The sequence below is a fragment of the Klebsiella terrigena genome, from assembly GCF_012029655.1.
In the GTDB taxonomy this organism is placed as follows: domain Bacteria; phylum Pseudomonadota; class Gammaproteobacteria; order Enterobacterales; family Enterobacteriaceae; genus Klebsiella; species Klebsiella terrigena.
In genome coordinates this window covers 364,487-388,151 of sequence record NZ_CP050508.1, presented here as the reverse complement: position 1 = coordinate 388,151, position 23,665 = coordinate 364,487, and the positions used below count along the sequence as shown (strand labels likewise).

At 58.0% G+C, this 23,665-nt stretch carries 21 protein-coding genes; 9 read left to right on the top strand and 12 right to left on the bottom strand.

Features of this window, described 5'->3' with window-relative positions; all coding sequences use genetic code 11:
* From dam to HCK03_RS01695, 9 genes are all read right to left on the bottom strand, one after another.
* A complete protein-coding gene (dam, locus tag HCK03_RS01735; protein ID WP_041143000.1) occupies positions 1 to 825 on the bottom strand; it encodes an adenine-specific DNA-methyltransferase in 825 nt (274 codons plus the stop codon).
* A gap of 77 nt (positions 826 to 902) precedes the next feature.
* Complete coding sequence (damX, locus tag HCK03_RS01730; RefSeq protein ID WP_167691071.1) at positions 903 to 2,195, bottom strand: cell division protein DamX; 1,293 nt, start codon at positions 2,193 to 2,195, stop codon at positions 903 to 905.
* Positions 2,196 to 2,279: 84 nt separating this feature from the next.
* The gene (gene aroB / locus HCK03_RS01725; protein ID WP_041143002.1) at positions 2,280 to 3,374 is read right to left on the bottom strand and encodes a 3-dehydroquinate synthase; all 1,095 of its coding nucleotides are present in this window, start codon (positions 3,372 to 3,374) and stop codon (positions 2,280 to 2,282) included.
* A 54-nt stretch (positions 3,375 to 3,428) separates the two neighbouring features.
* Positions 3,429 to 3,950 carry a shikimate kinase AroK gene (aroK, locus tag HCK03_RS01720; protein ID WP_004868452.1) on the bottom strand — a complete coding sequence of 174 codons (522 nt, stop codon included), beginning with the start codon at positions 3,948 to 3,950 and terminating at the stop codon, positions 3,429 to 3,431.
* Positions 3,951 to 4,342: 392 nt separating this feature from the next.
* Positions 4,343 to 5,578, bottom strand: a complete 1,236-nt coding sequence (gene hofQ / locus HCK03_RS01715) for a DNA uptake porin HofQ (protein ID WP_115191752.1) — start codon at positions 5,576 to 5,578, stop codon at positions 4,343 to 4,345.
* Complete coding sequence (locus HCK03_RS01710; protein ID WP_167691070.1) at positions 5,493 to 5,903, bottom strand: HofP DNA utilization family protein; 411 nt, start codon at positions 5,901 to 5,903, stop codon at positions 5,493 to 5,495. Before HCK03_RS01710 ends, hofQ begins: the two co-directional genes overlap by 86 nt.
* Positions 5,893 to 6,342 carry a HofO family protein gene (locus tag HCK03_RS01705; protein WP_227544390.1) on the bottom strand — a complete coding sequence of 150 codons (450 nt, stop codon included), beginning with the start codon at positions 6,340 to 6,342 and terminating at the stop codon, positions 5,893 to 5,895. The genes HCK03_RS01710 and HCK03_RS01705 overlap by 11 nt, the downstream gene beginning before the upstream one ends.
* On the bottom strand, positions 6,326 to 6,865 hold the full coding sequence (locus HCK03_RS01700; RefSeq protein WP_167691069.1) for a PilN domain-containing protein: 540 nt from the start codon (positions 6,863 to 6,865) through the stop codon (positions 6,326 to 6,328). The genes HCK03_RS01705 and HCK03_RS01700 overlap by 17 nt, the downstream gene beginning before the upstream one ends.
* Before the next feature lie 2 nt (positions 6,866 to 6,867).
* Positions 6,868 to 7,653, bottom strand: a complete 786-nt coding sequence (locus tag HCK03_RS01695) for a type IV pilus biogenesis protein PilM (protein WP_167691068.1) — start codon at positions 7,651 to 7,653, stop codon at positions 6,868 to 6,870.
* A gap of 117 nt (positions 7,654 to 7,770) precedes the next feature.
* Here HCK03_RS01695 and mrcA point away from each other — a divergent pair, with 117 nt between their 5' ends.
* Entirely contained in the window at positions 7,771 to 10,329 is a 2,559-nt protein-coding gene (gene mrcA, locus HCK03_RS01690; protein ID WP_041143008.1) for a peptidoglycan glycosyltransferase/peptidoglycan DD-transpeptidase MrcA, read from the top strand.
* Positions 10,330 to 10,413: 84 nt separating this feature from the next.
* Here mrcA and nudE read toward each other — a convergent pair whose 3' ends face one another.
* A complete protein-coding gene (nudE, locus tag HCK03_RS01685) occupies positions 10,414 to 10,974 on the bottom strand; it encodes an ADP compounds hydrolase NudE (RefSeq protein WP_041147478.1) in 561 nt (186 codons plus the stop codon).
* Positions 10,975 to 11,449: 475 nt separating this feature from the next.
* Here nudE and HCK03_RS01680 point away from each other — a divergent pair, with 475 nt between their 5' ends.
* The 5 genes from HCK03_RS01680 (at position 11,450) to pckA (ending at position 17,628) form a co-directional block, all read left to right on the top strand.
* The gene (locus HCK03_RS01680; protein WP_167691067.1) at positions 11,450 to 13,582 is read left to right on the top strand and encodes an intracellular growth attenuator family protein; all 2,133 of its coding nucleotides are present in this window, start codon (positions 11,450 to 11,452) and stop codon (positions 13,580 to 13,582) included.
* Positions 13,583 to 13,641: 59 nt separating this feature from the next.
* A complete protein-coding gene (yrfG, locus tag HCK03_RS01675) occupies positions 13,642 to 14,313 on the top strand; it encodes a GMP/IMP nucleotidase (protein WP_167691066.1) in 672 nt (223 codons plus the stop codon).
* A 9-nt stretch (positions 14,314 to 14,322) separates the two neighbouring features.
* Positions 14,323 to 14,724 carry a ribosome-associated heat shock protein Hsp15 gene (gene hslR, locus HCK03_RS01670; protein WP_041143011.1) on the top strand — a complete coding sequence of 134 codons (402 nt, stop codon included), beginning with the start codon at positions 14,323 to 14,325 and terminating at the stop codon, positions 14,722 to 14,724.
* A 44-nt stretch (positions 14,725 to 14,768) separates the two neighbouring features.
* Positions 14,769 to 15,647: an Hsp33 family molecular chaperone HslO gene (gene hslO / locus HCK03_RS01665; protein WP_167691065.1), complete on the top strand. Its 879-nt coding sequence runs from the start codon at positions 14,769 to 14,771 to the stop codon at positions 15,645 to 15,647.
* A 358-nt stretch (positions 15,648 to 16,005) separates the two neighbouring features.
* Positions 16,006 to 17,628: a phosphoenolpyruvate carboxykinase (ATP) gene (pckA, locus tag HCK03_RS01660; protein WP_148250747.1), complete on the top strand. Its 1,623-nt coding sequence runs from the start codon at positions 16,006 to 16,008 to the stop codon at positions 17,626 to 17,628.
* A 107-nt stretch (positions 17,629 to 17,735) separates the two neighbouring features.
* On the opposite strand, the gene envZ is transcribed toward pckA, so the two are convergent.
* A complete protein-coding gene (gene envZ, locus HCK03_RS01655) occupies positions 17,736 to 19,097 on the bottom strand; it encodes a two-component system sensor histidine kinase EnvZ (RefSeq protein WP_041143014.1) in 1,362 nt (453 codons plus the stop codon).
* Positions 19,094 to 19,813 carry an osmolarity response regulator transcription factor OmpR gene (gene ompR, locus HCK03_RS01650; RefSeq protein ID WP_001157751.1) on the bottom strand — a complete coding sequence of 240 codons (720 nt, stop codon included), beginning with the start codon at positions 19,811 to 19,813 and terminating at the stop codon, positions 19,094 to 19,096. Before ompR ends, envZ begins: the two co-directional genes overlap by 4 nt.
* Before the next feature lie 247 nt (positions 19,814 to 20,060).
* On the opposite strand from ompR, the gene greB reads away from it, so the two are divergent.
* The 3 genes from greB to feoA all read left to right on the top strand — a co-directional run bounded on the left by greB (position 20,061) and on the right by feoA (position 23,648).
* A complete protein-coding gene (greB, locus tag HCK03_RS01645; RefSeq protein WP_045854031.1) occupies positions 20,061 to 20,534 on the top strand; it encodes a transcription elongation factor GreB in 474 nt (157 codons plus the stop codon).
* 151 nt (positions 20,535 to 20,685) lie between these two features.
* The gene (locus tag HCK03_RS01640) at positions 20,686 to 23,016 is read left to right on the top strand and encodes a Tex family protein (RefSeq protein ID WP_167691064.1); all 2,331 of its coding nucleotides are present in this window, start codon (positions 20,686 to 20,688) and stop codon (positions 23,014 to 23,016) included.
* A 404-nt stretch (positions 23,017 to 23,420) separates the two neighbouring features.
* Entirely contained in the window at positions 23,421 to 23,648 is a 228-nt protein-coding gene (feoA, locus tag HCK03_RS01635) for a ferrous iron transporter A (RefSeq protein ID WP_004868486.1), read from the top strand.
* The last annotated feature ends 17 nt before the right edge of the window (positions 23,649 to 23,665 follow it).

The window sequence follows — 23,665 nt, the reverse complement described above, 5'->3', positions numbered from 1 at the left end:
TTATTTAGTCTTCGGCGGACGGTAAAGAGCAAGTAGCTCGTCCACCTTCTTTCGGGTACCACCGTTGCTGCTGATACTGCGTCGAACTTTGACGACGTGCAGTTTAGCCAGACGATACCATTCGCGGGTAAGCGCGGTATCGTGGTTAGAAATCAGAACCGGAACCCGCTGCTCGAACAGATTCTCCGCCAGCTGCGCCAGATGGGCCTGCTGTTCGGAATTAAAGCTGCTCGTATGGTACGCCGTAAAGTTCGCGGTAGCAGACAAAGGCGCGTACGGCGGGTCGCAGTAGACCACTGAAGTCCCGTCGGCTCGCGCCATGCTGTCGGCGTACGACTCGCAGTAGAAGTAGGCATTCTGCGCCTTCTGCGCAAAATGATACAGTTCAGCTTCGGGGAAGTAGGGCTTCTTATAGCGGCCAAAAGGCACGTTGAACTCACCGCGCAGGTTGTAGCGACACAGTCCGTTGTAGCCATGGCGATTCAGATACAGGAACAGCACCGCACGACGAAGCGGGTCCTGGCTTTGATTGAATTCAGCCCGGAACTGGTAGTATCTCTCCGCCACGTTATTCTCAGGCGTAAACATCTCCTGCGCCGCGGCAACATAATCATCCGTCTGCGATTTGACGATGTTGTAAAGGCTAATCAGATCGCTGTTGATGTCCGCGAGGATATAACGAGAAAAGTCGGTATTAAGAAATACCGACCCGGCGCCCACAAAGGGCTCAATCAGACAGTCGCCCTGCGGCAAATGTTTTTTTATATCGTCAAGCAGGGGGTATTTCCCCCCCGCCCATTTCAGAAAAGCGCGATTCTTTTTCATGCTGCCTAAATAATTACACATTCTCCGGCTGTGGAGAAAGCTCCGACAGCACCCTGCGCTTAAGACTACGCCGCAGCTTACTTCAGGTCAGCCTGGACCTGATGCAGCGGTTTTGCCCACGGGTTTTTCGCCTGCACGTCCGCTGGCAGAGTCGCTACAGCGCGTTTAGCTTCATCTTTCGAAGCGTAAATGCCGCTGACCAGCACATACCAGGGCTGACCGTTACGGGTAGTCTCATAGACGACGTACTTATCCAGCTTCTCTTTCTTCGCCCAGCTACTCAGATTGTTGTAGTTGGAGGAAGAGCTGAGCTGCAGGGTGTAGTTGCCGGACGGAGCGGCTTTCATCGAGCCTACGTCACCGGCAGTTTTGCCAGCAGAAGCGGCCGCTGTCGCCGCTGGAGCAGCGGTCGCTGCAGCAGTAGCAGTAGCGGTTGCAGCAGGCGCGGCGGCCGGAGTCGGCTTAGCCTGGGCAGTAGCGGCAGGCTTAGCAGGCTCGACGGCAGGCGTTTTCACCGGTGCCGCAGCGGCAGTGCTTTCAACACGCTTCGGCTGTGCCGGCTTCGACTCAACCGGTGCTTTCGCGGTAGCCATCGGCTTCGGCTCAATAACGGTGTGCTTACGCTCGGCCGGACGCGGTGCGGCGGCTGCGGTCTGCGTCTGGCGCTCGGTGGTTGCCTGACGCGGAGCCGTACCGTTGCGCATCGGGGCGACGGTTGCAGGTTCGGTCGGTAACGTCGAGCTTGCTACGGCGCTGTCAATCTGGCCCTGCTGCTGAGTCAGGGCGTTGTTCAGATCGCCCTGAACCTCGACGCGCTGCTGTCCCTGCGGCTCAGCGGTAGTCTGGCCCTGGGTTGGGTTAGACGCAATTGGCGGCAGAGAAACGTCCTGCTGCTGGGCGTTACCCGCGGTCTGGTCCTGCGTGGCAGGCTGAGCGCTGTTGTCCTGCGCGTCTGACAGATTGATACTCTTCTCACCTGTCGCCGCTTGTTCGTTCGAGGAAGACGGCGACTTCAGTGCAGAACCGATGCCGACAATCAGCAGCAGCAGCACGAGGATCCCCACCCCCATCATAATGTACTGGCGAGAGGCAGGCTTCGCTGGCGCTTTCTTACGCTTACGCGGACGGCGCTCAACCTGCTGCTCTTCGACCTCGTCTTCTTCAGACTCCAGGTCTTCTTCATACTCTTCTTCATCGCGCTCACGGCGTGCTTTACTGGCGCGCGTCGGACGGCTCTCGTCCGCATCAAGATCGACATCATCAAAATTGATCTGCGGATCGCTATCGCGCTCGGAAGACTGACGGGAACGACCAGCACGACGATCGTTGCGATCGGCTTTCAAATCGTCTTCTGGTTTTAATTCATCCATTTAACACCCCACTAAAAGGCTTATGCTCACGACTATTGCATGTCACCTGAAATGATAACGCCGCGCGGACGCGGCTAGACCTTCTTATTGTTGCGCCTGCTCAGTATCAGCAATCGCGCCAAGAACTACATCGTGCGACACTCCGCCGCGAACCTCGCTTTTCCCTATAGCGAGCGGTAGCACCAGCCGCATTTCGCCTGCCAGCACCTTTTTATCACGCATCATGTGGGGCAGATACGCCTGCGCGGTCATCTCCTGCGGCCCACTGACCGGCAGACCCGCACGCTGCAGCAGCGTAATAAGACGCTGCGTATCCTGCGCGCTGAACTGCCCTAATCGTTCGGACGTACGCGCAGCCATGACCATACCGGCAGCGACAGCCTCGCCGTGCAGCCAGTTACCGTAGCCCATTTCGGCCTCGATAGCATGACCAAAAGTATGTCCAAGATTCAGTAAAGCACGTAACCCGGTTTCACGCTCGTCGGCGGCAACAACTTCGGCTTTCAGCTCACAGCAGCGGCGAATACAGTACGCCATTGCTTTTTCATCCAGCGCCATCAGCGCATCGATGTTGTTTTCCAGCCAGTCGAAGAATTCACCGTCAAGGATGACGCCGTACTTAATGACTTCAGCCAGGCCGGAAGACAGTTCGCGCGCCGGCAACGTCTTAAGACAGTTGAGATCGACAACGACAGAAACTGGCTGCCAGAAGGCACCAATCATATTTTTACCGAGAGGATGATTGACGGCAGTTTTACCACCGACCGAAGAATCCACCTGCGACAGCAGGGTGGTTGGAACCTGAATAAAACGCACACCGCGCTGATAGCTAGCCGCAGCAAAGCCGGTTAAATCACCGACCACGCCGCCGCCGAGTGCTACCAGTGTGGTGTCACGGCCGTGCGGTTTTTGCAACAAAGCGGTGAAGACCGTATCCATCACCGTCAGGCTTTTGTACTGCTCGCCGTCGGGTAAAATAACACTGTCTACCTTAACACCCGCCTGCTCCAGAACGGAACGAACGTTATCCAGATAAAGCGGCGCCAGCGTTTCATTGGTGACCAGCATAACCTGGTCGCCTGATTGCAGTGGCTGAAAGGAAGCTGGATCGTTAAACAAACCAGCCGCGATGGTAATCGGGTAACTACGTTCCCCGAGAGTTACAGTAAGCCTCTCCATAACGCGACGTCCACCTCAGTTGCTTTTACTCTGACGCACTTTATTAAGCCAGAATCAATTGCTTTCCAGCATATGAATAATCTGGTTTGCCACCACTTTCGCACTCTGATCGTCAGTACGAATAGTGACGTCAGCAATCTCTTCATACAGCGGGTTGCGCTCGTCTGCCAACGCTTCAAGCACTTCGCGAGGCGGCGCTTCAACCTGTAATAGAGGACGCTTTTTATCGCGCTGCGTACGGGCAAGCTGTTTTTCGATCGTTGTTTCCAGGTAGACCACCACGCCGCGGGCGGAGAGACGGTTACGCGTTTCACGGGATTTTACAGAGCCGCCGCCTGTTGCCAGCACAATTCCCTGTTTTTCCGTCAATTCATTGATGATTTTTTCTTCACGATCGCGGAAGCCGTCTTCGCCTTCAACATCGAAGACCCAGCCAACGTCAGCGCCGGTGCGTTTCTCAATCTCTTGATCGGAATCGTAAAATTCCATGTTGAGCTGTTGGGCTAACTGGCGCCCAATAGTGCTTTTGCCGGCACCCATAGGCCCAACCAGAAAGATATTGCGTTTCTCTGCCATTTTTTCGGTACTACTAAGACTATTCGTTAATGATAAACCCGCTTCGCGAATACCCAGCGCAGCAGGACATGAACTGAAACCTCATATGCAATAGAGCGAGAGTCAGACTAAAAATTATCTCAATACTCCGGCAGGTTTGGCAACTGAATATACGCTTCATTATTCAAACTACCTCACCGTTGGCTGCACTTATTCGCCTCCAGGTGCATAGCTAGCTATGTTTCTGGGGGTGAACTTGCTTACCGCCTCAATACGTCTTGAACGATTATGAGAATAAATCACCGGACAAAAAGGGAGGATTGATGCCGAACCCGACTCTCAAATCGGTACCCCTTGTATGCTAAATCCGTCCTCACGTCAAACACCTGAAACGTGTTTAGCAAGAAAAACGCCTAATGCACTGCCAGAATCCGTGGGGTAATGAAGACAACCAGTTCGCGTCGCTCATTATCTTTCCCGTCCCGGCGAAACAGATGACCCAGCAGAGGAATATCGCCGAGTAGCGGAATACTGTCGCGGGCAGATTTGTTTTTTTGTGAAAAAATCCCTCCCAGCGCCAGGGTTTCACCGCTGTTCACCTCAACCTGGGTTTCAATTTCCTGCTTATCGATCGCCAGCACCTCGCCATTTTCCTGCTGCAGCACCTGACCCGGCGTATTTTCACTGATTCGCAGCTTCAGGCGCACGCGGTTCTGCTGCAGCACCGTTGGCGTGACCTCCATTCCCAGCACGGCCTCTTTGAACTCGACCGACGTTGCGCCGTTCTCTCCCCGGGAAACCTGATAGGGTATCTCGCTCCCCTGCTTGATGCTGGCGGGCTGCATATGGGAAGCCAGCAGCCGCGGGCTGGCGATGATGTCGACCTGCTGCTTTTGCTCCAGCGCCGACAGCTCCAGCGCCAGCAGGCGCCCGTTGATGCGCCCGATATTAAAGCCCGTGCGCGTACTGGCATTGCCTACCGCCAGCTGGCTGCCCAGCGCAGTGAGCTTGCCTGAACCCGGCACGCTGCTGGCTTCAGCCAGGCTCCATTTTACCCCCAGCTCGCGCAGGCTGGTTTCACTCATTGAGACAATATGCGCCGCCAGCTCTACCTGACCGACGGGCAGGTCCATCTCCAGAGCCCAGGCCTTCAGCGCGGTCAGATGCTCAGCGTCATCCCGAATCAGCAGCCGGTTGGTGCGCTTATCGACGGTCAGGCTACCGCGCGGGCTGAGCAGCCGGTCGCCATCCTTCGCCAGCTCGCCCGCATCGGCATAGCGCAGCACGATGCTATGCCGCTGCAGCGGGAGATTCTGTTTTCGCTTTGCGCGATCGGATTCAAGCTGCGCCTGCTGTGCTTTTTTCCACGCCAAAGTATGCACGTACAGAATCGTTCCCTGCTGGCTGAACGTCAGCCCGGCGCTATCGACGACTGACCGCAGGGCCTGCTGCCAGGGAACGTTGTGCAGCTGCAGCGAGAGCGTCCCGCTCACGTCGGAAGCGACCACCAGATTCTGCTGCCGCAGCGCCGCCAGCGTTTGTAGCACCTGAACCACCGGGGCCTCATCGACCACCAGAGAGATCGGCGGCTCTTTCCTGGCCGCCGCTGCCGCCAGCGGCAGCAGAAATAACAGGCTTATCCATCGCATCTTTTTTTTCCTCACGCAGCCAGCGCCAGTGCAGAGGCTCGCATCCCGGCCCCGTCGTTATTTCGATTTTTTCCGCCGTCAGCAGGCTTATCTTCCAGCCGGCCACGAGGGTGTCGTTTACCCTCACCCGACGCCACTTTCCCGCGCTGTCCTGCAGGATTCCGATCCACAGCTGCGGGGAGCCTATCGCCCCGCCGTAGCGCCACTGCGTCAACGCCGCCACCTGACAGCGATCTTCCGCCGGCTGGAAGGGGTCACGCGCCTCGCCGGCCAGCGGCAGAGGCACAGACAGCAGCAGCGCCAGGCGCCACCATTTACTCCGCATCTTCGGCCTCCAGCTGCAGGCTCAGCCGCAGCACCCGCTTCTGCGGCTGTAGCGAAAACGCGGCAACCCGCATCCCGCAGTCTGCCAGCCAGGAAAACAGCGCCGGTACCGACGGCCAGCGAAGCTCAAGCACCATCTCCCCGCCTCTTCCTGCGGGCTTCCAGGCAATTAGCGCCGCCCCATCGACCGGCAGATGAAGCGGGGAAAAAACCCGCTCCGCGGGCCCGGCGACCTCCTCCCGGCCAAGGGCTACCCGCAGCGGGAGCAGCTTCAGCCACTGCTGGCGCAGACGATCCGAGCGAACGCTTTCCTGCGCCGGCGGCGGAGATATCAGCCATAAACCGGCGGCGAGGGTGAGCGGCAAGGCGACTGCCAGCGTTAGCCAGCCGCCGCGCAGGGGGAAAAGTGATGCCATCCCGCGCTCAATAAGTGCCCGCATAATGGCTTTCTCCTGCAAGGGAAAAACTAAACAGCCAGCGGCCACCGGTATCACGCCGGGTTTCACCGATTTTGGCCGGCCGAAATCCATCGACCGTCTTCAGCGCGGTTTCCAGCGCCGATAAGGCGTTCAGCCGTAGAGTCAGGCCGCTGAGGGTCAGGGTGTTTTGCTGATACTCCAGTCGGGTTAGCCAGGCCTGTTCCGGCATCAGCGACGCAATCCTGCGAAGCCGCGGCTGCCAGGCTCGGGTCAGCTCCCGCTGCTGGTGGCGCAAGCGCTGCTTTTCATGCTGCTGGAGCTGCTCCTGCATCAGGCGTTGACGCTGCTGGAGCGCCGCATAAAGCTGATTTTCGGCAGCTGCTCTCACCGCTTTGAGCCTGTCGTCAGCCTCGCGCGACGCCCGGGAAACCGACAGCGCCAGCAGCAGACCCAGCAGCAGCCCGCCGGCGGAGAGTAGCCAAAGTCGCAGCCGCTGCCGCCGACGGGCTGCTCGCCAGGGAAGAAGGTTGATAGCCTGCGCCACGCTCAGTGCACTCCCAGCGCGAGGCCCAGCGCCACGGCGAAGCCGTCGCCGCAGGCGGGGAGCGGAGGCTGCAGGCGATGTATCACGCTCCACGGATCAAAGCGACATTCGTCGGCAGGCCGGGTCGAACAAAGCCCGAGCTGCCGGGCGTTTAATCGCGCAGAGAGCTGAGCAAATGCGGCCACTTCAGCCCGCGGGCAGCTGCCCCAGCTATCCGGCAAAGCCCATATCCAGTGCATTTCATCGTGCCACGCCAGGCCTGAGAGTTCCGCCGGTAGCCAGGGGAAAAAGGCGCTCAGCGCGCTGGCATCGGGGACAATGGCGCTCACCCTGAGCTTTAGCCGCGCGGCAAGCTGGCGCAGCGCGTCGATATCGAGTCGCTGAGCGGCGGTGACCCGCCACTCGCTGGCGTCCGGGGATGCGCTATAATCGACGCATAACGAGGATGCGGGCATTTCCAGCTGCTGTGCCATGGCGCTGGCCGCCCACATCGCCTGCTCGCTTTCACGCAGAGAGAGCTGGGGAGACGGGACTCTTTTTTGCAGCGTTCGGCTGGCCGGAAACGCGATACTCACCTGATGCTGTAGCGGCAGCTCTCGTCGCCAGCCGCGCAGCCGCTCGGCCAGCGCCATGCCGTCAGCCACCTGTCCATTCCGGACGATGCCGGGTGCCAGAGCGATATGCCACCAGCGACACAGCGCCCAGCGGGAGCGCTCAAACCGCAGCGCCACGATCGCTATCTTATCCTGCTGGATGTGCATCCCTATTCGCCAGTTCCTGAAAGCCATGGTGATATCTCCTTATCCGCCGTTACGGTTGAGCTCTATCAATGCACCAGGCTTGCCTTTATACTACCGCGCGTTTGTTTATAAACTGCCCAAATAAAACTAAATGGGAAATCTCCGGTGAAGTTCGTAAAGTATCTATTCATCCTTGCAGTCTGTTGCGTTCTGCTGGGTGCAGGCTCGATTTTTGGCCTTTATAAATATATTGAGCCACAGCTCCCCGACGTCGCGACCCTGAAGGATGTGCGCCTGCAGATCCCGATGCAGGTCTACAGCGCGGATGGCGAGCTTATTGCGCAATATGGCGAGAAGCGCCGTATTCCCGTAACCCTGCAACAAATGCCGCCTGAGCTGCTCAAAGCGTTTATTGCCACCGAAGACAGCCGTTTTTACGAGCATCATGGCGTCGACCCGGTCGGTATTTTCCGTGCGGCCAGCGTCGCCATGTTCTCTGGCCATGCGTCGCAGGGCGCCAGTACCATCACCCAGCAGCTGGCGCGTAACTTCTTCCTGAGCCCGGAGAAGACGCTGATGCGTAAGATCAAAGAGGCCTTCCTCGCGATCCGCATCGAGCAGCTGCTGAGCAAAGATGAAATCCTTGAGCTGTACGTCAATAAAATCTACCTCGGCTATCGCGCCTACGGCGTTGGCGCCGCGGCGCAGGTCTATTTTGGTAAATCGGTCGACCAGCTCAGCCTGAGCGAAATGGCCGTCATCGCCGGTCTGCCGAAGGCGCCGTCGACCTTTAACCCGCTGTACTCGCTCGACCGCGCGACCGCCCGCCGCAACGTGGTGCTGGCGCGTATGCTGAGCGAAGGCTATATCACGCAGCCTCAGTACGACCAGGCGCGCGGGGAAGCGATCGATGCCCGATACCATGCGCCGGAAATCGCCTTCTCCTCGCCGTACCTCAGCGAGATGGTGCGTCAGGAGATGGTTAACCGCTACGGCGAAAAGGCCTATGAAGACGGCTATCGCGTCTACACCACGATCACCCGTAAAAACCAGCAGTCCGCCCAGCAGGCGGTACGTAATAACGTGCTGGACTACGATATGCGCCACGGCTACCGCGGGCCGTCAGCGGTGCTGTGGAAAGTGGGTGAAACCCCGTGGGACAACAAGAAAATCATCGCGACCTTAAAAAATCAGCCCGGCTCCGGGCCGCTCTCTCCGGCGGTCGTGACGTCGGCTAATCCGCAGGAAGCCGTTGCGCTGCTCGGCGACGGCACCTCGGTGATGCTGAATATGGAGGGCGTTCGCTGGGCTCGTCGCTTTATCTCCGATACTCAGCAGGGCGCTACGCCGCGCAAAGTGACCGACGCAGTGCAAACGGGACAACAGATCTGGGTCCGCCAGGTGGGCAGCAGCTGGTGGCTGTCGCAGGTACCGGACGTGAACTCGGCGCTGGTCTCCATTAACCCGCAAAATGGCGCCATTATCGCGCTGGTCGGCGGCTTCGACTTTAACCAGAGCAAGTTTAACCGCGCCACTCAGGCCTTGCGTCAGGTGGGGTCGAACATTAAGCCGTTCCTCTACACCGCGGCGATGGATAAAGGCCTAACCCTGGCGAGCATGCTCAACGATGTGCCCATTTCCCGCTGGGATGCCGGCGCGGGTTCTGACTGGCAGCCGAAAAACTCCCCGCCGCAGTACGCGGGCCCCATTCGTCTGCGTCAGGGACTGGGACAGTCGAAAAACGTGGTGATGGTTCGCGCGATGCGCGCGATGGGCGTTGATTACGCAGCGGAATATCTGCAGCGCTTCGGCTTCCCTGCGCAGAACATCGTGCACACCGAATCGCTGGCGCTGGGCTCTGCCTCCTTCACGCCGCTGCAGGTTGCCCGCGGCTACTCGGTGATGGCTAACGGCGGTTTCCTCATTACACCGTTCTTTATCAGCAAGATAGAAAACGATCAGGGCGGCGTCATCTTCGAAGAGCGGCCGAAAGTTGCCTGCCCGCAGTGCAACTCCCCGGTGATTTACGGCGATACGCCGAAGTCCAACGTTCTGGAGAATAAAGACGTCGAAGAGGTCGCGACCTCGGAAGATCCGCAAAACCCGGCAGTGCCGCCGCAGCCGCAGCTTGAGCAGGCGAACCAGGCCCTGGTGGCCCAGAGCGGAGCGCCGGAATACGCGCCGCACGTGATTAATACGCCGCTGGCCTTCCTGATCAAAAGCGCGCTGAACAGCAACATCTTCGGCGAACCGGGCTGGATGGGAACCGGTTGGCGCGCCGGCCGCGATCTACAGCGCCACGATATCGGCGGCAAAACGGGGACCACCAACAGCTCGAAAGATGCGTGGTTCTCAGGCTATGGCCCAGGCGTCGTGACGTCAGTATGGATTGGCTTTGACGACCACCGACGCGATCTGGGCCGTACAACCGCTTCCGGCGCCATTAAAGAGCAGATCTCCGGTTACGAAGGCGGGGCAAAAAGCGCCCAGCCGGCCTGGGATGACTTTATGAAGAGAGTGCTTGAAGGCGTGCCGGAAGAGCCGCTAACGCCGCCGTCTGGCATCGTCACGGTGAATATCGATCGCAGCACCGGCCAGCTGGCCAGCGGCGGCAATAGTCGTGCGGAGTACTTTATTGACGGCACGCAGCCCACCCGGCAGGCGGTTCATGAAGTGGGGACAACCCTCACCGACGGTGGGGGAGAGACCCACGAGCTGTTCTGACAAAAAAAGCGCCTGCGGGCGCTTTTTCTTTTTCATCCATTCGTACGGGCGATGCCCAGAATCGCCTCGAGGGGCGTCTTCGGACTACAGTCGCCCCTGCGCCTGCAGCCATTCGCGCAGCAGGAACAGCGCGCTGACGTTTCGCGCTTCGTTAAAATCTTCTTCGTCCAGCAGCGTCATTAGCTCGGAAAGCGGCCAGCGCACCTGCGGTAAAGGTTCCGGCTCATCACCAGGCAGCGACTCAGGATAGAGATCTTCGGCAACCAGAATATTCATTTTGCTGGAAAAGTAGGACGGCGCCATGCTCAGCTTTTTCAGAAACGTCAGCTTCTGCGCGCCGAAGCCAACCTCTTCTTTCAGCTCGCGGTTGGCCGCTTCCAGCACGCTTTCACCCGGATCGATCAGCCCTTTCGAGAAACCTAACTCGTAGGACTCCGTTCCTACCGCATATTCGCGAATCAGAATAATATGGTCATCGACAATCGGCACAATCATCACGGCTTCACGCGTAGAAGGCCGCATGCGTTCATAAACGCGGCGCACGCCGTTGCTGAATTCCAGATCCACGCTTTCAACGTTAAAAAGACGCGAACGCGCTACCGTTTCAACATTGAGAATGGTGGGTTTTTGTAATGATTTGCTCATCGTCATCGGTCTATGCTGTGATTACAGAGGTCATTGTGCGATATGGAGCACGCTTTCGGCAATTCAATTCGCCACTAATTTACATAGTTGCAACGTATTAGCGCTCAATGAGAGAATCATAAAGATAAAAAAGTCAATAGGTTGAAATGTATTTGAGAATTTACCGATTCCTGCATTTTAAGGTTTTTGATAAGCTTGTATGCTGCTGTAACGCACAATAAATTTTCCCTTACTTACACAATATCTGCCGGTAGCAAACAGCAGGCTCACGCGACGAGCCTCTCCCGTCGGGCGTAAGTGTCGCCGGCAGTCTGAGCGGATAGCGCGCAGAAACCGAAGCGTACCCAGCGTACCCGAGGATTTCTCGCTCTTCCCAGCCCATAATCGCAGGTAACATAATCCTGAAGGATGGCTTTTGAGTGTTAATGGCAGCCAACGATACCGCTAAGAAAAGAATAACTATGATGGGATGGGCATGGGCACCTTTCTGATTTTCTTCACGGCACTGCTGCTCTGCGCACTGCTGATCGGGTGGTGGTATCGCGCGCATGCCAGGCGTCGTCGCCTCCCTTTACTGCACGCCTTCAGCGATGCCGCTACGCGCAAGCTCTCCGCCGAGGAGCGCCGGGCGGTAGAAAAGTACCTCGAAGGGCTCAGCCAGGCGCAGAAGATACCGGCCACCGGCGCCAGCGTTGCGCCGGTCTCTCTGACGCTGAACGCACAGAGCGAGACCGTTATTACGGTAACCCGGGCCATCACCCGCTATGGCATCACCACCGACGATCCGAACAAATGGCGCTACTTCCTTGATTCGGTGGAGGTTCACCTGCCGCCTTTTTGGGAACAGCACATTAACGACGAAAATAGCGTCGATCTGATCCCAACCGACAGCCTGCCGCTGGTTATTGCCCTCAACGGCCACGCGCTCAGCGACTACCCGCAGGAAGCCCGCGGCTACGCGCTTGAAAGGGCATCGGCTACCCAGGCCTCCATCCGCGGTGAAGAGAGTGAGCAGGTAGAGCTGCTGAATATTCGCCAGGAGACCGCCGAAGAGCACGCGCTTAGCCGCCCCGATGGTCTGCGCGAGGCGGTACTGATAGTGGCCGCGTTCCTGCTGTTTTACTTCAGCCTGATCAGCCCCTACGTTTTCACGCCCTGGCTGCTCGGCGGCGGGCTCCTGCTGCTGCTCGCTGGCCTGTGGGGAATCTATGCTCCGCCGCGTAAAAACGCGCTGCGGGAGATCCACTGCCTGCGGGGAATGCCAAAACGCTGGGGTCTGTTTGGTGAAAACGATCAGGAGCACATCAATAATATCTCCCTCGGGATCATCGACCTTATCTATCCCCGCCACTGGCAGCCCTGGATTGCCCAGGATCTCGGCCAGCAAACGGATGTCGATATCTACCTCAGCCGTCACGTCGCGCGCCAGGGACGCTTCCTGTCGCTACACGATGAGGTCAGGCACTTCCCGCTCCAGTACTGGCTACGCAGCGCCATTATCGCCGCCGGCGCCCTGCTGGTGGTGGTGATGCTGTGGGCCAGCGTACCGCTGAATATGCCGTTTAAATTCACGCTTTCGTGGCTCAAGGGCGCGCAGACCATCGAAGCGACGACCGTTGCTCAGCTAGAGAAGTCGCAGGTCCGCATCGGCGATACCCTGCGGCTGAAGGGCACCGGCATGTGCAATATCCACACTCCGGATACCTGGACGGCAAAAAAAGAGAACTCGCCGTTTATGCCGTTTGACTGCTCGCAAATCGTCTGGAACGATGCCCCTCCCCTGCCGCTGCCGGAGTCCGACATCGTCGGCAAAGCCACCGCGCTGATGCAGTCCGTCCAGCGCCAGCTGCATCCTGACCCGGACGACGATTCACGCGTTAGCCCGGCGCTGCGCTCGGCCATTCAGAAATCGGGAATGGTGCTGCTGGATGATTTTGGCGATATCGTTATCAAAACCAATAGCCTGTGCTCGGCACAAGATGACTGCACACGCCTGAAGAATGCGCTGGTCAACCTTGGCAATACGCGCAGCTGGGATGCCCTGACCAAACGCGCCAGCTCGGGCAAACTGGACGGCATCAACGTGCTGCTACGCCCGGTCAGCGCCGAGTCGCTGGAAAACCTGGTGACCACCTCCACGGCGCCGTTCGTGATCCGCGAAACGTCGCGCGCGGCGCAGGCGCTGAACAGCCCGGCTCCCGGCGGTTTTTTAATCGCCAGCGATGAGGGCAGCGATCTGGTCAATCAGCCGTGGCCAACCGTCAGCCTGTATGATTACCCTGCCCACGAGCAGTGGGGCGAGCTGCAGCGGCTGGCCGCAATGCTGATGCATACGCCTTTCCACGCCGAGGGCATCGTCACCAATCTCTATATCGATGCCAACGGCACGCAGCATATCAATCTGCACCGCATTCCCGATCGCTCAGGGCTGTGGCGCTATCTCGGCACGACGCTGCTGCTGCTGGCGATGCTCGGCTGCATGTCCTGGCACGGCGTGCTGGCGATCCGCCGCTACCAGCGCCATCGCCAGCGGATGGAAGAAATTGAGAAGTATTATGAAAGCTGCCTGAACCCGGTACTCATCTCCTCACCGGAACATCACGAGTAATCCTTTGCGCGACGGGGTGTGTTAACCTGTCGCGCATTTCCCCTCGCTGGAGACTCACCATGCACTTTGATATCGCCTGGCAGGAGGTTGATACCGTTCTGCTGGATATGGATGGCACCCTGCTCGACCTCGCCTTCGACAACTATTTCTGGCAAAAGCTGGTTCCGGAAACCTGGGGAGCCGCCCGCGGCCTTAGCCTGCAGGAGGCCAGAGAAGCAATGCACCAGGAGTATCACGCGGTGCAGCATACGCTAAACTGGTACTGTCTTGACTACTGGAGCGAGCGCCTGAATTTGGATATTCGTGCGATGACCAGCGAGCAGGGGCCGAAGGCCGCCCTGCGCGAAGATACCGTGCCGTTCCTTGATGCTCTCAAAGCCAGCGGCAAGCGGCGGATCCTGCTGACCAACGCCCATCCCCACAACCTGGCGGTCAAGCTCAAGCACACCGGCCTTGATGCACACCTTGATTTATTGCTTTCCACCCACACATTTGGTTATCCGAAAGAGGATCAGCGCCTGTGGCGTGCGGTGGCTGAGGAAACCGGCTTCGATGCGCATAAAACGCTGTTTGTCGATGACAACGAGGCGATCCTCGATGCAGCAGCGCAGTACGGCATTCGCTACTGTCTTGGGGTGACCAATCCTGATTCCGGGCTGGCGGAAAAGCGCTACGCCCGCCATCCTGGCATGAATGATTACCGGCACCTGATCCCCTCGCTGACGCAATAAGGAGAGGCCATGAAAGAGAAGCCCGTCGTCGCCATCAGGCTGGACAAATGGCTTTGGGCAGCCCGCATCTATAAAACCCGTGCGCTGGCGCGCGAGATGATTGAAGGCGGCAAGGTGCACTATAACGGACAGCGCAGCAAGCCTGGAAAAATCGTCGAGCTGGACGCCACCCTGACGCTACGCCAGGGCAACGACGAACGCACCGTCGTCGTAAAAGGTATTACTGAACAGCGCCGGCCCGCCAGCGAAGCCGTCGCGCTGTACGAAGAGACGGTAGAGAGCATCGAGAAACGCGAAAAAATGGCGCTGGCGCGCAAAATGAACGCGCTAACCATGCCGCATCCCGACAGACGTCCGGACAAGAAAGAGCGCCGCGACCTGATGAGATTTAAACACGGCGATAGTGAATAACGGCCTGAACCCAGGCAGCGCTGTTGCCAGCAAGAGAGACTATTATGACTCAACACGATCAATTACATCGTTACCTGTTTGAAAACTATGCCGTGCGCGGCGAGCTGGTAACCGTTTCAGAAACGCTGGAACAAATTCTGGCTAACCATAGCTACCCGCAGCCGGTCAAAACCGTGCTGGCGGAGCTGCTGGTTGCTACCAGTCTGCTGACCGCAACGCTGAAGTTTGCCGGCGATATTACCGTGCAGCTGCAGGGTGACGGTCCCCTCTCTCTGGCGGTGATTAACGGCACTAACCAGCAGCAGCTGCGCGGCGTTGCGCGCATCCAGGGCGAGATCCCGGAAGATGCCGATCTGAAAACGCTGGTGGGTAACGGTTATCTGGTCATTACCATCTCTCCGGATGAGGGCGAGCGCTATCAGGGCGTCGTCGGTCTGGAAGGTGATACCCTGGCCGCCTGCCTGGAAGATTACTTCCAGCGCTCGGAGCAGCTGCCGACCCGCCTGATCATCCGCACCGGCGAACATGATGGAAAACCAATGGCCGGCGGCATGCTGCTGCAGGTGATGCCGGCGCAGGACGCTCAGGCCGCTGATTTCGAGCACCTGGCGACCCTGACGGAGACCATTAAGGCCGAGGAGCTTTTCACCCTGCCGGCCAACGATGTCCTGTGGCGCCTGTATCATGAAGAAGAGGTCACGGTTTACGATCCGCAGAACGTGGAGTTCAAATGTACCTGCTCCCGCGAACGCTGTGCGGGCGCGCTGAAGACCCTGCCGGATGAAGAAATTTATAGCATCCTGGCCGACGAAGGCGAAATTGATATGCACTGCGATTACTGCGGCAATCACTATCTCTTCAACGCCATGGACATTGCTGAAATCCGCAATAACGCTTCCCCGGCCGATCCCCAGGTTCACTAATCGTCCCCTCCGCCAGGCGCTGCGCCGGGGTTTTCTCCCCCGCCGCTCCTGGCGTCAATTTTTTTACGCGCGAGATGAATCGATTCCCACTGAAAGGGTTACGTAATTTTCTTTCAGGAAAGCGATTACATTCACAGTTCGGCAGTTTTTTTAATTACTTTTTAACCATTAAGAAACATCTATCCCCACCAATAGCCAATTTCCTGAGATAATCCACCCGTTTCGTGACAGGAGTCACCGTGTTTTCCGTCAGCAAGGCGTTTGTCGAGATACGTAAATCTATGAGCCTGGTCGCGGTCTATACCCCTCAATAACCCCTACAATTTAAAGCAGTATATATTGGCTAAGGAGCAGTGACATGCGCGTTAATAATGGTTTAACCCCGCAGGATCTCAAGGCTTATGGTATCAACGACGTCCAGGATATCGTCCACAATCCCGACTACGACACATTGTATAAGGAGGAGCTCGACCCCAATCTGGAAGGGTATGAGCGTGGCGTATTAACTAATCTTGGTGCTATCGCTGTCGATACCGGTATTTTCACCGGCCGTTCGCCGAAAGATAAATATATCGTTCGTGACGATACGACCCGTGACACCGTCTGGTGGTCTGATAAGGGTAAAGGCAAGAATGACAACAAGCCGCTCTCACAGGAGACCTGGCAGCACCTGAAGGGACTGGTTACCCATCAACTCTCCGGCAAGCGTCTGTTTATCGTTGACGCCTTCTGCGGCGCCAATGCCGACACCCGCCTGAGCGTACGCTTTATTACCGAGGTGGCCTGGCAGGCGCACTTCGTCAAAAACATGTTTATCCGCCCAACGGATGAAGAGCTGGCGGTATTTGAGCCGGATTTCATCGTGATGAACGGCGCGAAATGCACCAACCCGCAGTGGCAGGAGCAGGGGCTGAACTCAGAGAACTTCGTCGCCTTCAACCTGACCGAGCGGATCCAGCTGATTGGCGGGACCTGGTACGGCGGCGAAATGAAAAAAGGGATGTTCTCGATCATGAACTACCTGCTGCCGCTGCAGGGCATCGCGTCAATGCACTGCTCGGCTAACGTCGGTGAGAAAGGCGATGTCGCCGTCTTCTTCGGCCTCTCCGGCACCGGTAAAACCACCCTTTCCACCGATCCAAAGCGTCGCCTGATTGGCGATGACGAACACGGCTGGGACGACGACGGGGTGTTTAACTTCGAAGGCGGCTGCTACGCGAAGACCATTAAGCTTTCCGAAGCCGCCGAGCCTGATATCTACCACGCCATTCGCCGCGACGCGCTGCTGGAAAACGTCGTCGTTCGCCCGGACGGCACCATCGATTTCGATGACGGCTCAAAGACCGAGAACACCCGCGTCTCCTACCCGATCAATCACATCGAAAATATTGTTAAGCCGGTCTCTAAAGCGGGCCATGCCACCAAGGTTATCTTCCTGACGGCCGATGCCTTTGGCGTACTGCCGCCGGTATCGCGCCTGACCGCCGATCAGACGCAGTACCACTTCCTCTCCGGCTTTACCGCTAAGCTCGCGGGTACCGAGCGCGGCGTGACGGAGCCGACGCCGACCTTCTCCGCCTGCTTCGGTGCTGCCTTCCTGTCTCTGCACCCGACGCAGTACGCGGAGGTGCTGGTCAAGCGTATGCAGGCATCCGGCGCGCAGGCTTATCTGGTGAACACCGGCTGGAACGGCACCGGCAAGCGTATTTCGATTAAAGATACCCGCGCGATCATCGATGCGATCCTTAACGGCTCGCTGGATGACGCGGAAACCTTTACGCTGCCGATGTTCGACCTGCAGATCCCAACCGCGCTGCCGGGCGTGGATACCCATATCCTCGATCCGCGCAACACCTACGGTTCTCCGGAGCAGTGGCAGGAAAAGGCCGAGCAGCTGGCGAAGCTGTTTGTGGAAAACTTCGAGAAGTATACCGATACGCCGGCGGGCGCAGCGCTGGTTGCCGCAGGGCCGAAGCGCTAAGCGTGAACGCGCGTTAAGAAAAAGCCGGGCTTTGCCCGGCTTTTTTATGCCTCACTTTATGCCTCGTTGCCCGGCTTCGCTGGCTGACAGCCAGGCGCAACGCGCTATCAGCTCTCTTTGTTCTGTCTCGCCGGCGCGAGGGCGCGATGGACGGGGATCGGCAGCCATGCGCGAATCAACAGCCCACCCCGCTCGCTGGAACCTATCTCCAGCCGACCGTTATGGTTATCGATAATACGCTGCACGATGGCCAGCCCCAGGCCGGTGCCGCTGGTGCTGCGGGCGCTATCGCCGCGCACAAACGGCTGGAACAGGTGCTCGCGCTGCTCCGGCTTGATGCCAGGGCCATCGTCCTCGACCTGGAACCACGCGCTGCTTGCTTCACTGCCGCTGCTAACCTTAATCCAGCCGTTACCGTAGCGCGCGGCGTTCACCACCATATTGGCCAGCGCGCGCTTGATGGACAGAGGATGGATGCGCAGCGGGATCTCTCCGGCCTGCAGGTCGGTGGCAATTTCGCGCTCATAGCCGCTTTCCGCCGCGATAACCTCACCCAGCACCGAGTTCAGGTCCGCCAGCTCCATCGGCATCTCCTGACCGGTACGCAGATAGTCAATAAACTGCTCGATGATGGCGTTACACTCTTCGATATCTTTATTGATCGACTCGGCGAGGTAGCCGTCTTCTGCCGCCATCATCTCCGTCGCCAGGCGAATGCGCGTCAGCGGCGTGCGCAGATCGTGGCTCACGCCGGCCATCAGCAGCGTGCGGTCGTCAGCCAGCTGCTTCACGCCTGCGGCCATATGATTGAATGCGCGGGTCACCGAGCGAACCTCGGACGCCCCGTACTCGCGCAGCGGCGGTGGAATAATGCCCCGCCCAACCTGCAGCGCCGCATGTTCAAGGTCAACCAGCGGTCGGTTCTGAATACGAATAAAGAGCCAGGCCCCGCCAATCGCCAGCAGCATAATCGCCAGGGTATAGCGGAACAGCGGCGAGAAATCACCCTGATGGATTTCCGTCAGCGGGACGCGCACCCAGATATTCGGAGAGAGCCAGGTTTTCAGCCACACCACCGGCGAGCTTTTGTTGACCTCAACCCGCACTTCGGTTGGCCCGCCGAGCTGGTGCGCCATCTGCTGGCTTAAAAACTCATAGTGCTGCGCCCAGCGCAGACCCGCATCTTCCGCCGCTTCGTTGGAGTAGAGCGAAATGCCCAGCTCCCGATAAATCTCACGACGAAAGGCCGGAGGCACCACCAATTGGGTGCCATCCTCGAGCTGCAGCTTGTCGGTCATCAGCATACGGACTTCGTAGGCCAGAACCTTATTAAACTGCTGCAGACTCGGCAGGATCGCGAAATTCAGCACCACCAGATAGGTCGTCACCAGGCTGACGAACAGCAGAGTGACGATCAGCAGCAGGGTGCGAGCAAACGAACTTCGCGGCGAAAAGCGCACGCGTTTCATGCCTTAGAGCCGTCCGGTACGAAGACGTAGCCAAGGCCCCACACGGTCTGGATATAGCGCGGATGCGCCGGGTCCTCTTCCACCATGCGGCGCAGGCGGGAGATCTGCACATCGATGGAGCGCTCCATCGCCGAGTATTCGCGGCCGCGGGCAAGGTTCATCAGCTTATCGCGGGAGAGCGGCTCGCGCGGGTGGCTCACCAACGCCTTCAGCACCGCAAACTCACCGCTGGTCAGCGGCATAGGCTCATCTTCACGGAACATCTCGCGGGTCCCGAGGTTAAGCTTGAACTTGCCAAACGCGATAACCGCCTCTTCCTGCGAAGGAGCGCCTGGCAGCTCATTCGCCTGACGGCGCAGCACGGCGCGGATACGCGCCAGCAGCTCGCGCGGGTTGAAGGGTTTGGGAATGTAGTCGTCAGCGCCGATCTCGAGGCCCACGATACGGTCAACTTCTTCCCCTTTCGCCGTCACCATAATGATCGGCATCGGGTTGCTCTGGCTACGCAGGCGACGGCAGATGGAGAGGCCATCTTCGCCAGGCAGCATTAAATCCAACACCATCAGGTGGAAGGACTCGCGGGTCAACAGGCGATCCATCTGTTCAGCGTTGGCTACGCTTCGAACCTGGAAGCCCTGCTCGGTCAGATAACGCTCGAGCAGCGCGCGCAGGCGCATGTCGTCATCGACAACCAGAATCTTATAATTCTCTTGCATTGTTTATACTCCCAAAGGTTCACTGCAATTGTCAGTGCGTATTCTCAAAAAAGCCCGTGCCGGCCACCAGCTAAATCTGGTATATATTCCAGGCTAAATTGTTACAAAGCATATTTAACAGCAGCTTAAGTATACATTTAATCATAAGACACATTATTTATCCTGTCGGTATTATTACGCGCTACGAATTGTGCGCAGCCGCACAGAACCCTGCGCAATACCAGACAGTCAGAAGGTAGAACGATTAATGAAAACGCCGCTGATCACCCGTGAAGGGTATGAAAAACTTAAAAAAGAGATGGACTACCTGTGGCGCGAAGAGCGTCCTGAAGTCACTAAAAAAGTCACCTGGGCGGCGAGCCTCGGCGACCGCAGTGAAAACGCCGACTATCAGTATAATAAAAAACGCCTGCGCGAAATTGACCGCCGGGTACGCTATTTGAGCAAATGTCTTGAGCATCTGAAGATCGTTGATTACTCCCCGCAGCAGGAGGGCAAGGTGTTCTTCGGCGCGTGGGTCGAGATTGAAAACGACAGCGGCGACAGCAAGCGCTTTCGCATCGTCGGCTACGATGAAATCTTCGGCCGCAAAGACTATATCTCGATCGACTCGCCCATGGCCCGCGCCCTGCTGAAAAAAGAGGTCGGCGACCTGGCTATCGTCCAGACGCCCGCCGGCGAAGCCAGCTGGTACGTTAACGACATTGAATACGTCAAATAGAGCCCAGCACCATCAGGCGATTTTATTTTCCGCTTTGCTCACGGATCTATGCCCGGAAGATTCCGAGAGACCTCCGCCGCGACTGGCATTTTGCGGTGCCAGTCCGTATAACTATCCCCTGATTTTTTGATCCAGTAGATGAAGCCAAGCCATGATGAATGATTCGCTCTGCCGCATTATTGCGGGTGAACTTCAGGCCAGGACTGAACAGGTAGAAGCTGCCGTTCGCCTGCTTGATGAAGGGAACACCGTGCCGTTTATTGCACGTTATCGTAAAGAAGTCACCGGCGGTCTGGATGACACGCAGCTGCGTAATCTGGAAACCCGCCTCGGCTATCTGCGCGAACTGGAAGACCGCCGCCAGTCGATCCTCAAATCGATCGGCGAGCAGGGTAAACTGACCGATGCGCTGGAAAAAGCCATCACCACCACCCTGAGCAAAACCGAGCTCGAAGATCTCTACCTGCCGTATAAGCCAAAGCGCCGCACCCGCGGGCAAATCGCTATCGAATCCGGGCTCGAGCCGCTGGCGGATCTGCTGTGGAACGACCCGTCCCACGATCCGGAAGCCGAAGCCGCCAAATTTATCAATGCCGACGGCGGCGTAGCGGATACCAAGGCCGCCCTCGACGGCGCGCGCTATATCCTGATGGAGCGCTTCGCTGAAGATGCCGGACTGCTGGCAAAAGTGCGCGATTATCTGTGGAAGAACGCGCATCTGGTCGCGACGGTGGTCAGTGGGAAAGAAGAAGAAGGCGCGAAGTTCCGCGACTACTTCGATCATCATGAACCGATTTCAACCGTGCCTTCTCACCGTGCGCTGGCAATGTTCCGCGGCCGCAACGAAGGCATTCTGCAGCTGGCTCTGAATCCCGACCCGCAGTTCGACGAGACGCCGAAAGAGAGCCACTGCGAGCAGATTATTATCAGCCATCTCGGCCTGCGCCTGAACGGCGCGCCGGCGGATAGCTGGCGTAAAGGGGTGGTGAGCTGGACCTGGCGCATCAAGGTCCTGATGCATCTCGAAACCGAGCTGATGGGCACCGTGCGCGAACGTGCGGAAGATGAAGCCATTAACGTCTTTGCCCGCAACCTGCACGACCTGCTGATGGCGGCGCCTGCGGGTCTGCGCGCGACGATGGGCCTCGATCCGGGCCTGCGTACCGGCGTGAAGGTGGCGGTCGTTGACGGGACCGGCAAGCTGGTCGCCACCGACACCATCTATCCGCATACCGGCCAGGCGGCTAAAGCCGCGGTGGCGGTCGCCGGGCTGTGTCAAAAGCACAACGTTGAGCTGGTCGCTATCGGTAACGGCACCGCATCGCGCGAAACCGAACGCTTCTTCCTCGACGTGCAGCAGCAGTTCCCGAAGGTCACCGCGCAAAAGGTGATTGTCAGCGAAGCGGGAGCGTCGGTTTATTCGGCTTCCGAGCTGGCGGCGCTGGAGTTCCCGGACCTTGACGTTTCCCTGCGCGGCGCCGTCTCTATCGCCCGCCGCCTGCAGGATCCGCTGGCCGAGCTGGTGAAGATCGATCCAAAGTCTATCGGCGTCGGCCAGTATCAGCACGATGTCAGCCAGTCCCAGCTGGCGCGCAAGCTGGATGCGGTGGTTGAGGACTGCGTAAACGCCGTCGGCGTGGACCTGAATACCGCCTCCGTGCCGCTGCTCACCCGCGTCGCCGGGCTGACCCGCATGATGGCGCAGAACATCGTCGCCTGGCGCGATGAAAACGGTCAGTTCCAGAACCGCCAGCAGCTGCTGAAGGTGAGCCGCCTCGGTCCAAAAGCCTTTGAGCAGTGCGCGGGGTTCCTGCGCATCAACCACGGCGATAACCCGCTGGATGCCTCCACCGTTCACCCGGAAGCCTATCCGATCGTTGAGCGGATTCTGGCCGCCACTCAGCAGGCGCTACAAGAGCTGATGGGTAACAGCAGCGAGCTGCGCAACCTCAAGGCCAGCGAGTTCACCGATGAGAAATTCGGCGTGCCGACGGTGACCGACATCATCAAAGAGCTGGAAAAGCCGGGCCGCGATCCGCGTCCGGAATTCAAAACCGCGAAGTTCGCTGATGGCGTAGAAACCATGAACGATCTGCTGCCGGGCATGGTGCTGGAAGGGGCGGTCACCAACGTCACCAACTTTGGCGCGTTTGTCGATATCGGCGTTCACCAGGATGGCCTGGTACACATCTCATCGCTATCGAACAAGTTCGTGGAAGACCCGCATAGCGTGGTCAAAGCGGGCGATATCGTCCAGGTTAAGGTGATGGAAGTTGACCTGCAGCGTAAGCGTATCGCCCTGACGATGCGCCTGGATGAGCAGCCGGGCGAGAGCAACTCGCGCCGCAGCGGCGGCGGCGAGCGTCCGCAGGGCAATCGTCCGCCGGCAAAAGCGGCGAAGCCGCGCGGCCGTGAAGCCCAGTCGAACGGCAATAGCGCGATGATGGACGCGCTGGCAGCGGCAATGGGTAAAAAACGCTAGCCCCTCTTTGCCCCCCGCCTCGGGGGGCAATCTCCCGCCGACAAAGCAGCAATATTGCGCAAACGGCGCTCGATAAATTCCAGTAAGCTGTTAATAAGCGCAGACGGAAATTCTATTTATTAAAGTTTCATTTCGTTAACCAATGAAACCTTAATTAAACATTAATTGAAAAAAGTAATATTTAACTTATTTATTGCTACCGCACAGACCTTGAGTCATATCAAAAAAACAGCAAATTTCCGCCAAAAGTCCATTATTGCGCCCGTTATGTATTGATGATAAAAACTATTCTCATTATCATTATTTGCAGTTTCTATTCTTCTTCGTAGGCTATGCTCCCCGGTGCCGCGCAGCCGCTGCGCACGGTAAACTCTCGTTCAGTTAGCGATATACAAGTAGGCCCTATGCAATTCACTCCTGATAGCGCTTGGAAAATTACCGGTTTCTCTCGCGATATAAGCCCGGCTTATCGGCAGAAACTGTTATCTCTTGGCATGTTGCCTGGCTCTTCTTTTAACGTGGTACGCGTGGCGCCGCTTGGCGATCCTGTGCATATCGAAACCCGGCGCGTGAGCCTGGTATTGCGTAAAAAAGATCTCGACCTAATAGAACTGGAAGCGGTTGCACAATAACGCCGGCCCGGCAATAA

Coding starts and splice junctions, on each gene's coding strand:
- dam (WP_041143000.1), bottom strand. CDS start 825: ATGAAAAAGAATCGCGCTTTTCTGAAATGGGCGGGGGGGAAATACCCC.
- damX (WP_167691071.1), bottom strand. CDS start 2,195: ATGGATGAATTAAAACCAGAAGACGATTTGAAAGCCGATCGCAACGAT.
- aroB (WP_041143002.1), bottom strand. CDS start 3,374: ATGGAGAGGCTTACTGTAACTCTCGGGGAACGTAGTTACCCGATTACC.
- aroK (WP_004868452.1), bottom strand. CDS start 3,950: ATGGCAGAGAAACGCAATATCTTTCTGGTTGGGCCTATGGGTGCCGGC.
- hofQ (WP_115191752.1), bottom strand. CDS start 5,578: ATGCGATGGATAAGCCTGTTATTTCTGCTGCCGCTGGCGGCAGCGGCG.
- HCK03_RS01710 (WP_167691070.1), bottom strand. CDS start 5,903: ATGCGGAGTAAATGGTGGCGCCTGGCGCTGCTGCTGTCTGTGCCTCTG.
- HCK03_RS01705 (WP_227544390.1), bottom strand. CDS start 6,342: ATGCGGGCACTTATTGAGCGCGGGATGGCATCACTTTTCCCCCTGCGC.
- HCK03_RS01695 (WP_167691068.1), bottom strand. CDS start 7,653: ATGGCTTTCAGGAACTGGCGAATAGGGATGCACATCCAGCAGGATAAG.
- nudE (WP_041147478.1), bottom strand. CDS start 10,974: ATGAGCAAATCATTACAAAAACCCACCATTCTCAATGTTGAAACGGTA.
- HCK03_RS01680 (WP_167691067.1), top strand. CDS start 11,450: ATGGGCACCTTTCTGATTTTCTTCACGGCACTGCTGCTCTGCGCACTG.
- yrfG (WP_167691066.1), top strand. CDS start 13,642: ATGCACTTTGATATCGCCTGGCAGGAGGTTGATACCGTTCTGCTGGAT.
- hslR (WP_041143011.1), top strand. CDS start 14,323: ATGAAAGAGAAGCCCGTCGTCGCCATCAGGCTGGACAAATGGCTTTGG.
- hslO (WP_167691065.1), top strand. CDS start 14,769: ATGACTCAACACGATCAATTACATCGTTACCTGTTTGAAAACTATGCC.
- pckA (WP_148250747.1), top strand. CDS start 16,006: ATGCGCGTTAATAATGGTTTAACCCCGCAGGATCTCAAGGCTTATGGT.
- envZ (WP_041143014.1), bottom strand. CDS start 19,097: ATGAAACGCGTGCGCTTTTCGCCGCGAAGTTCGTTTGCTCGCACCCTG.
- ompR (WP_001157751.1), bottom strand. CDS start 19,813: ATGCAAGAGAATTATAAGATTCTGGTTGTCGATGACGACATGCGCCTG.
- greB (WP_045854031.1), top strand. CDS start 20,061: ATGAAAACGCCGCTGATCACCCGTGAAGGGTATGAAAAACTTAAAAAA.
- HCK03_RS01640 (WP_167691064.1), top strand. CDS start 20,686: ATGATGAATGATTCGCTCTGCCGCATTATTGCGGGTGAACTTCAGGCC.
- feoA (WP_004868486.1), top strand. CDS start 23,421: ATGCAATTCACTCCTGATAGCGCTTGGAAAATTACCGGTTTCTCTCGC.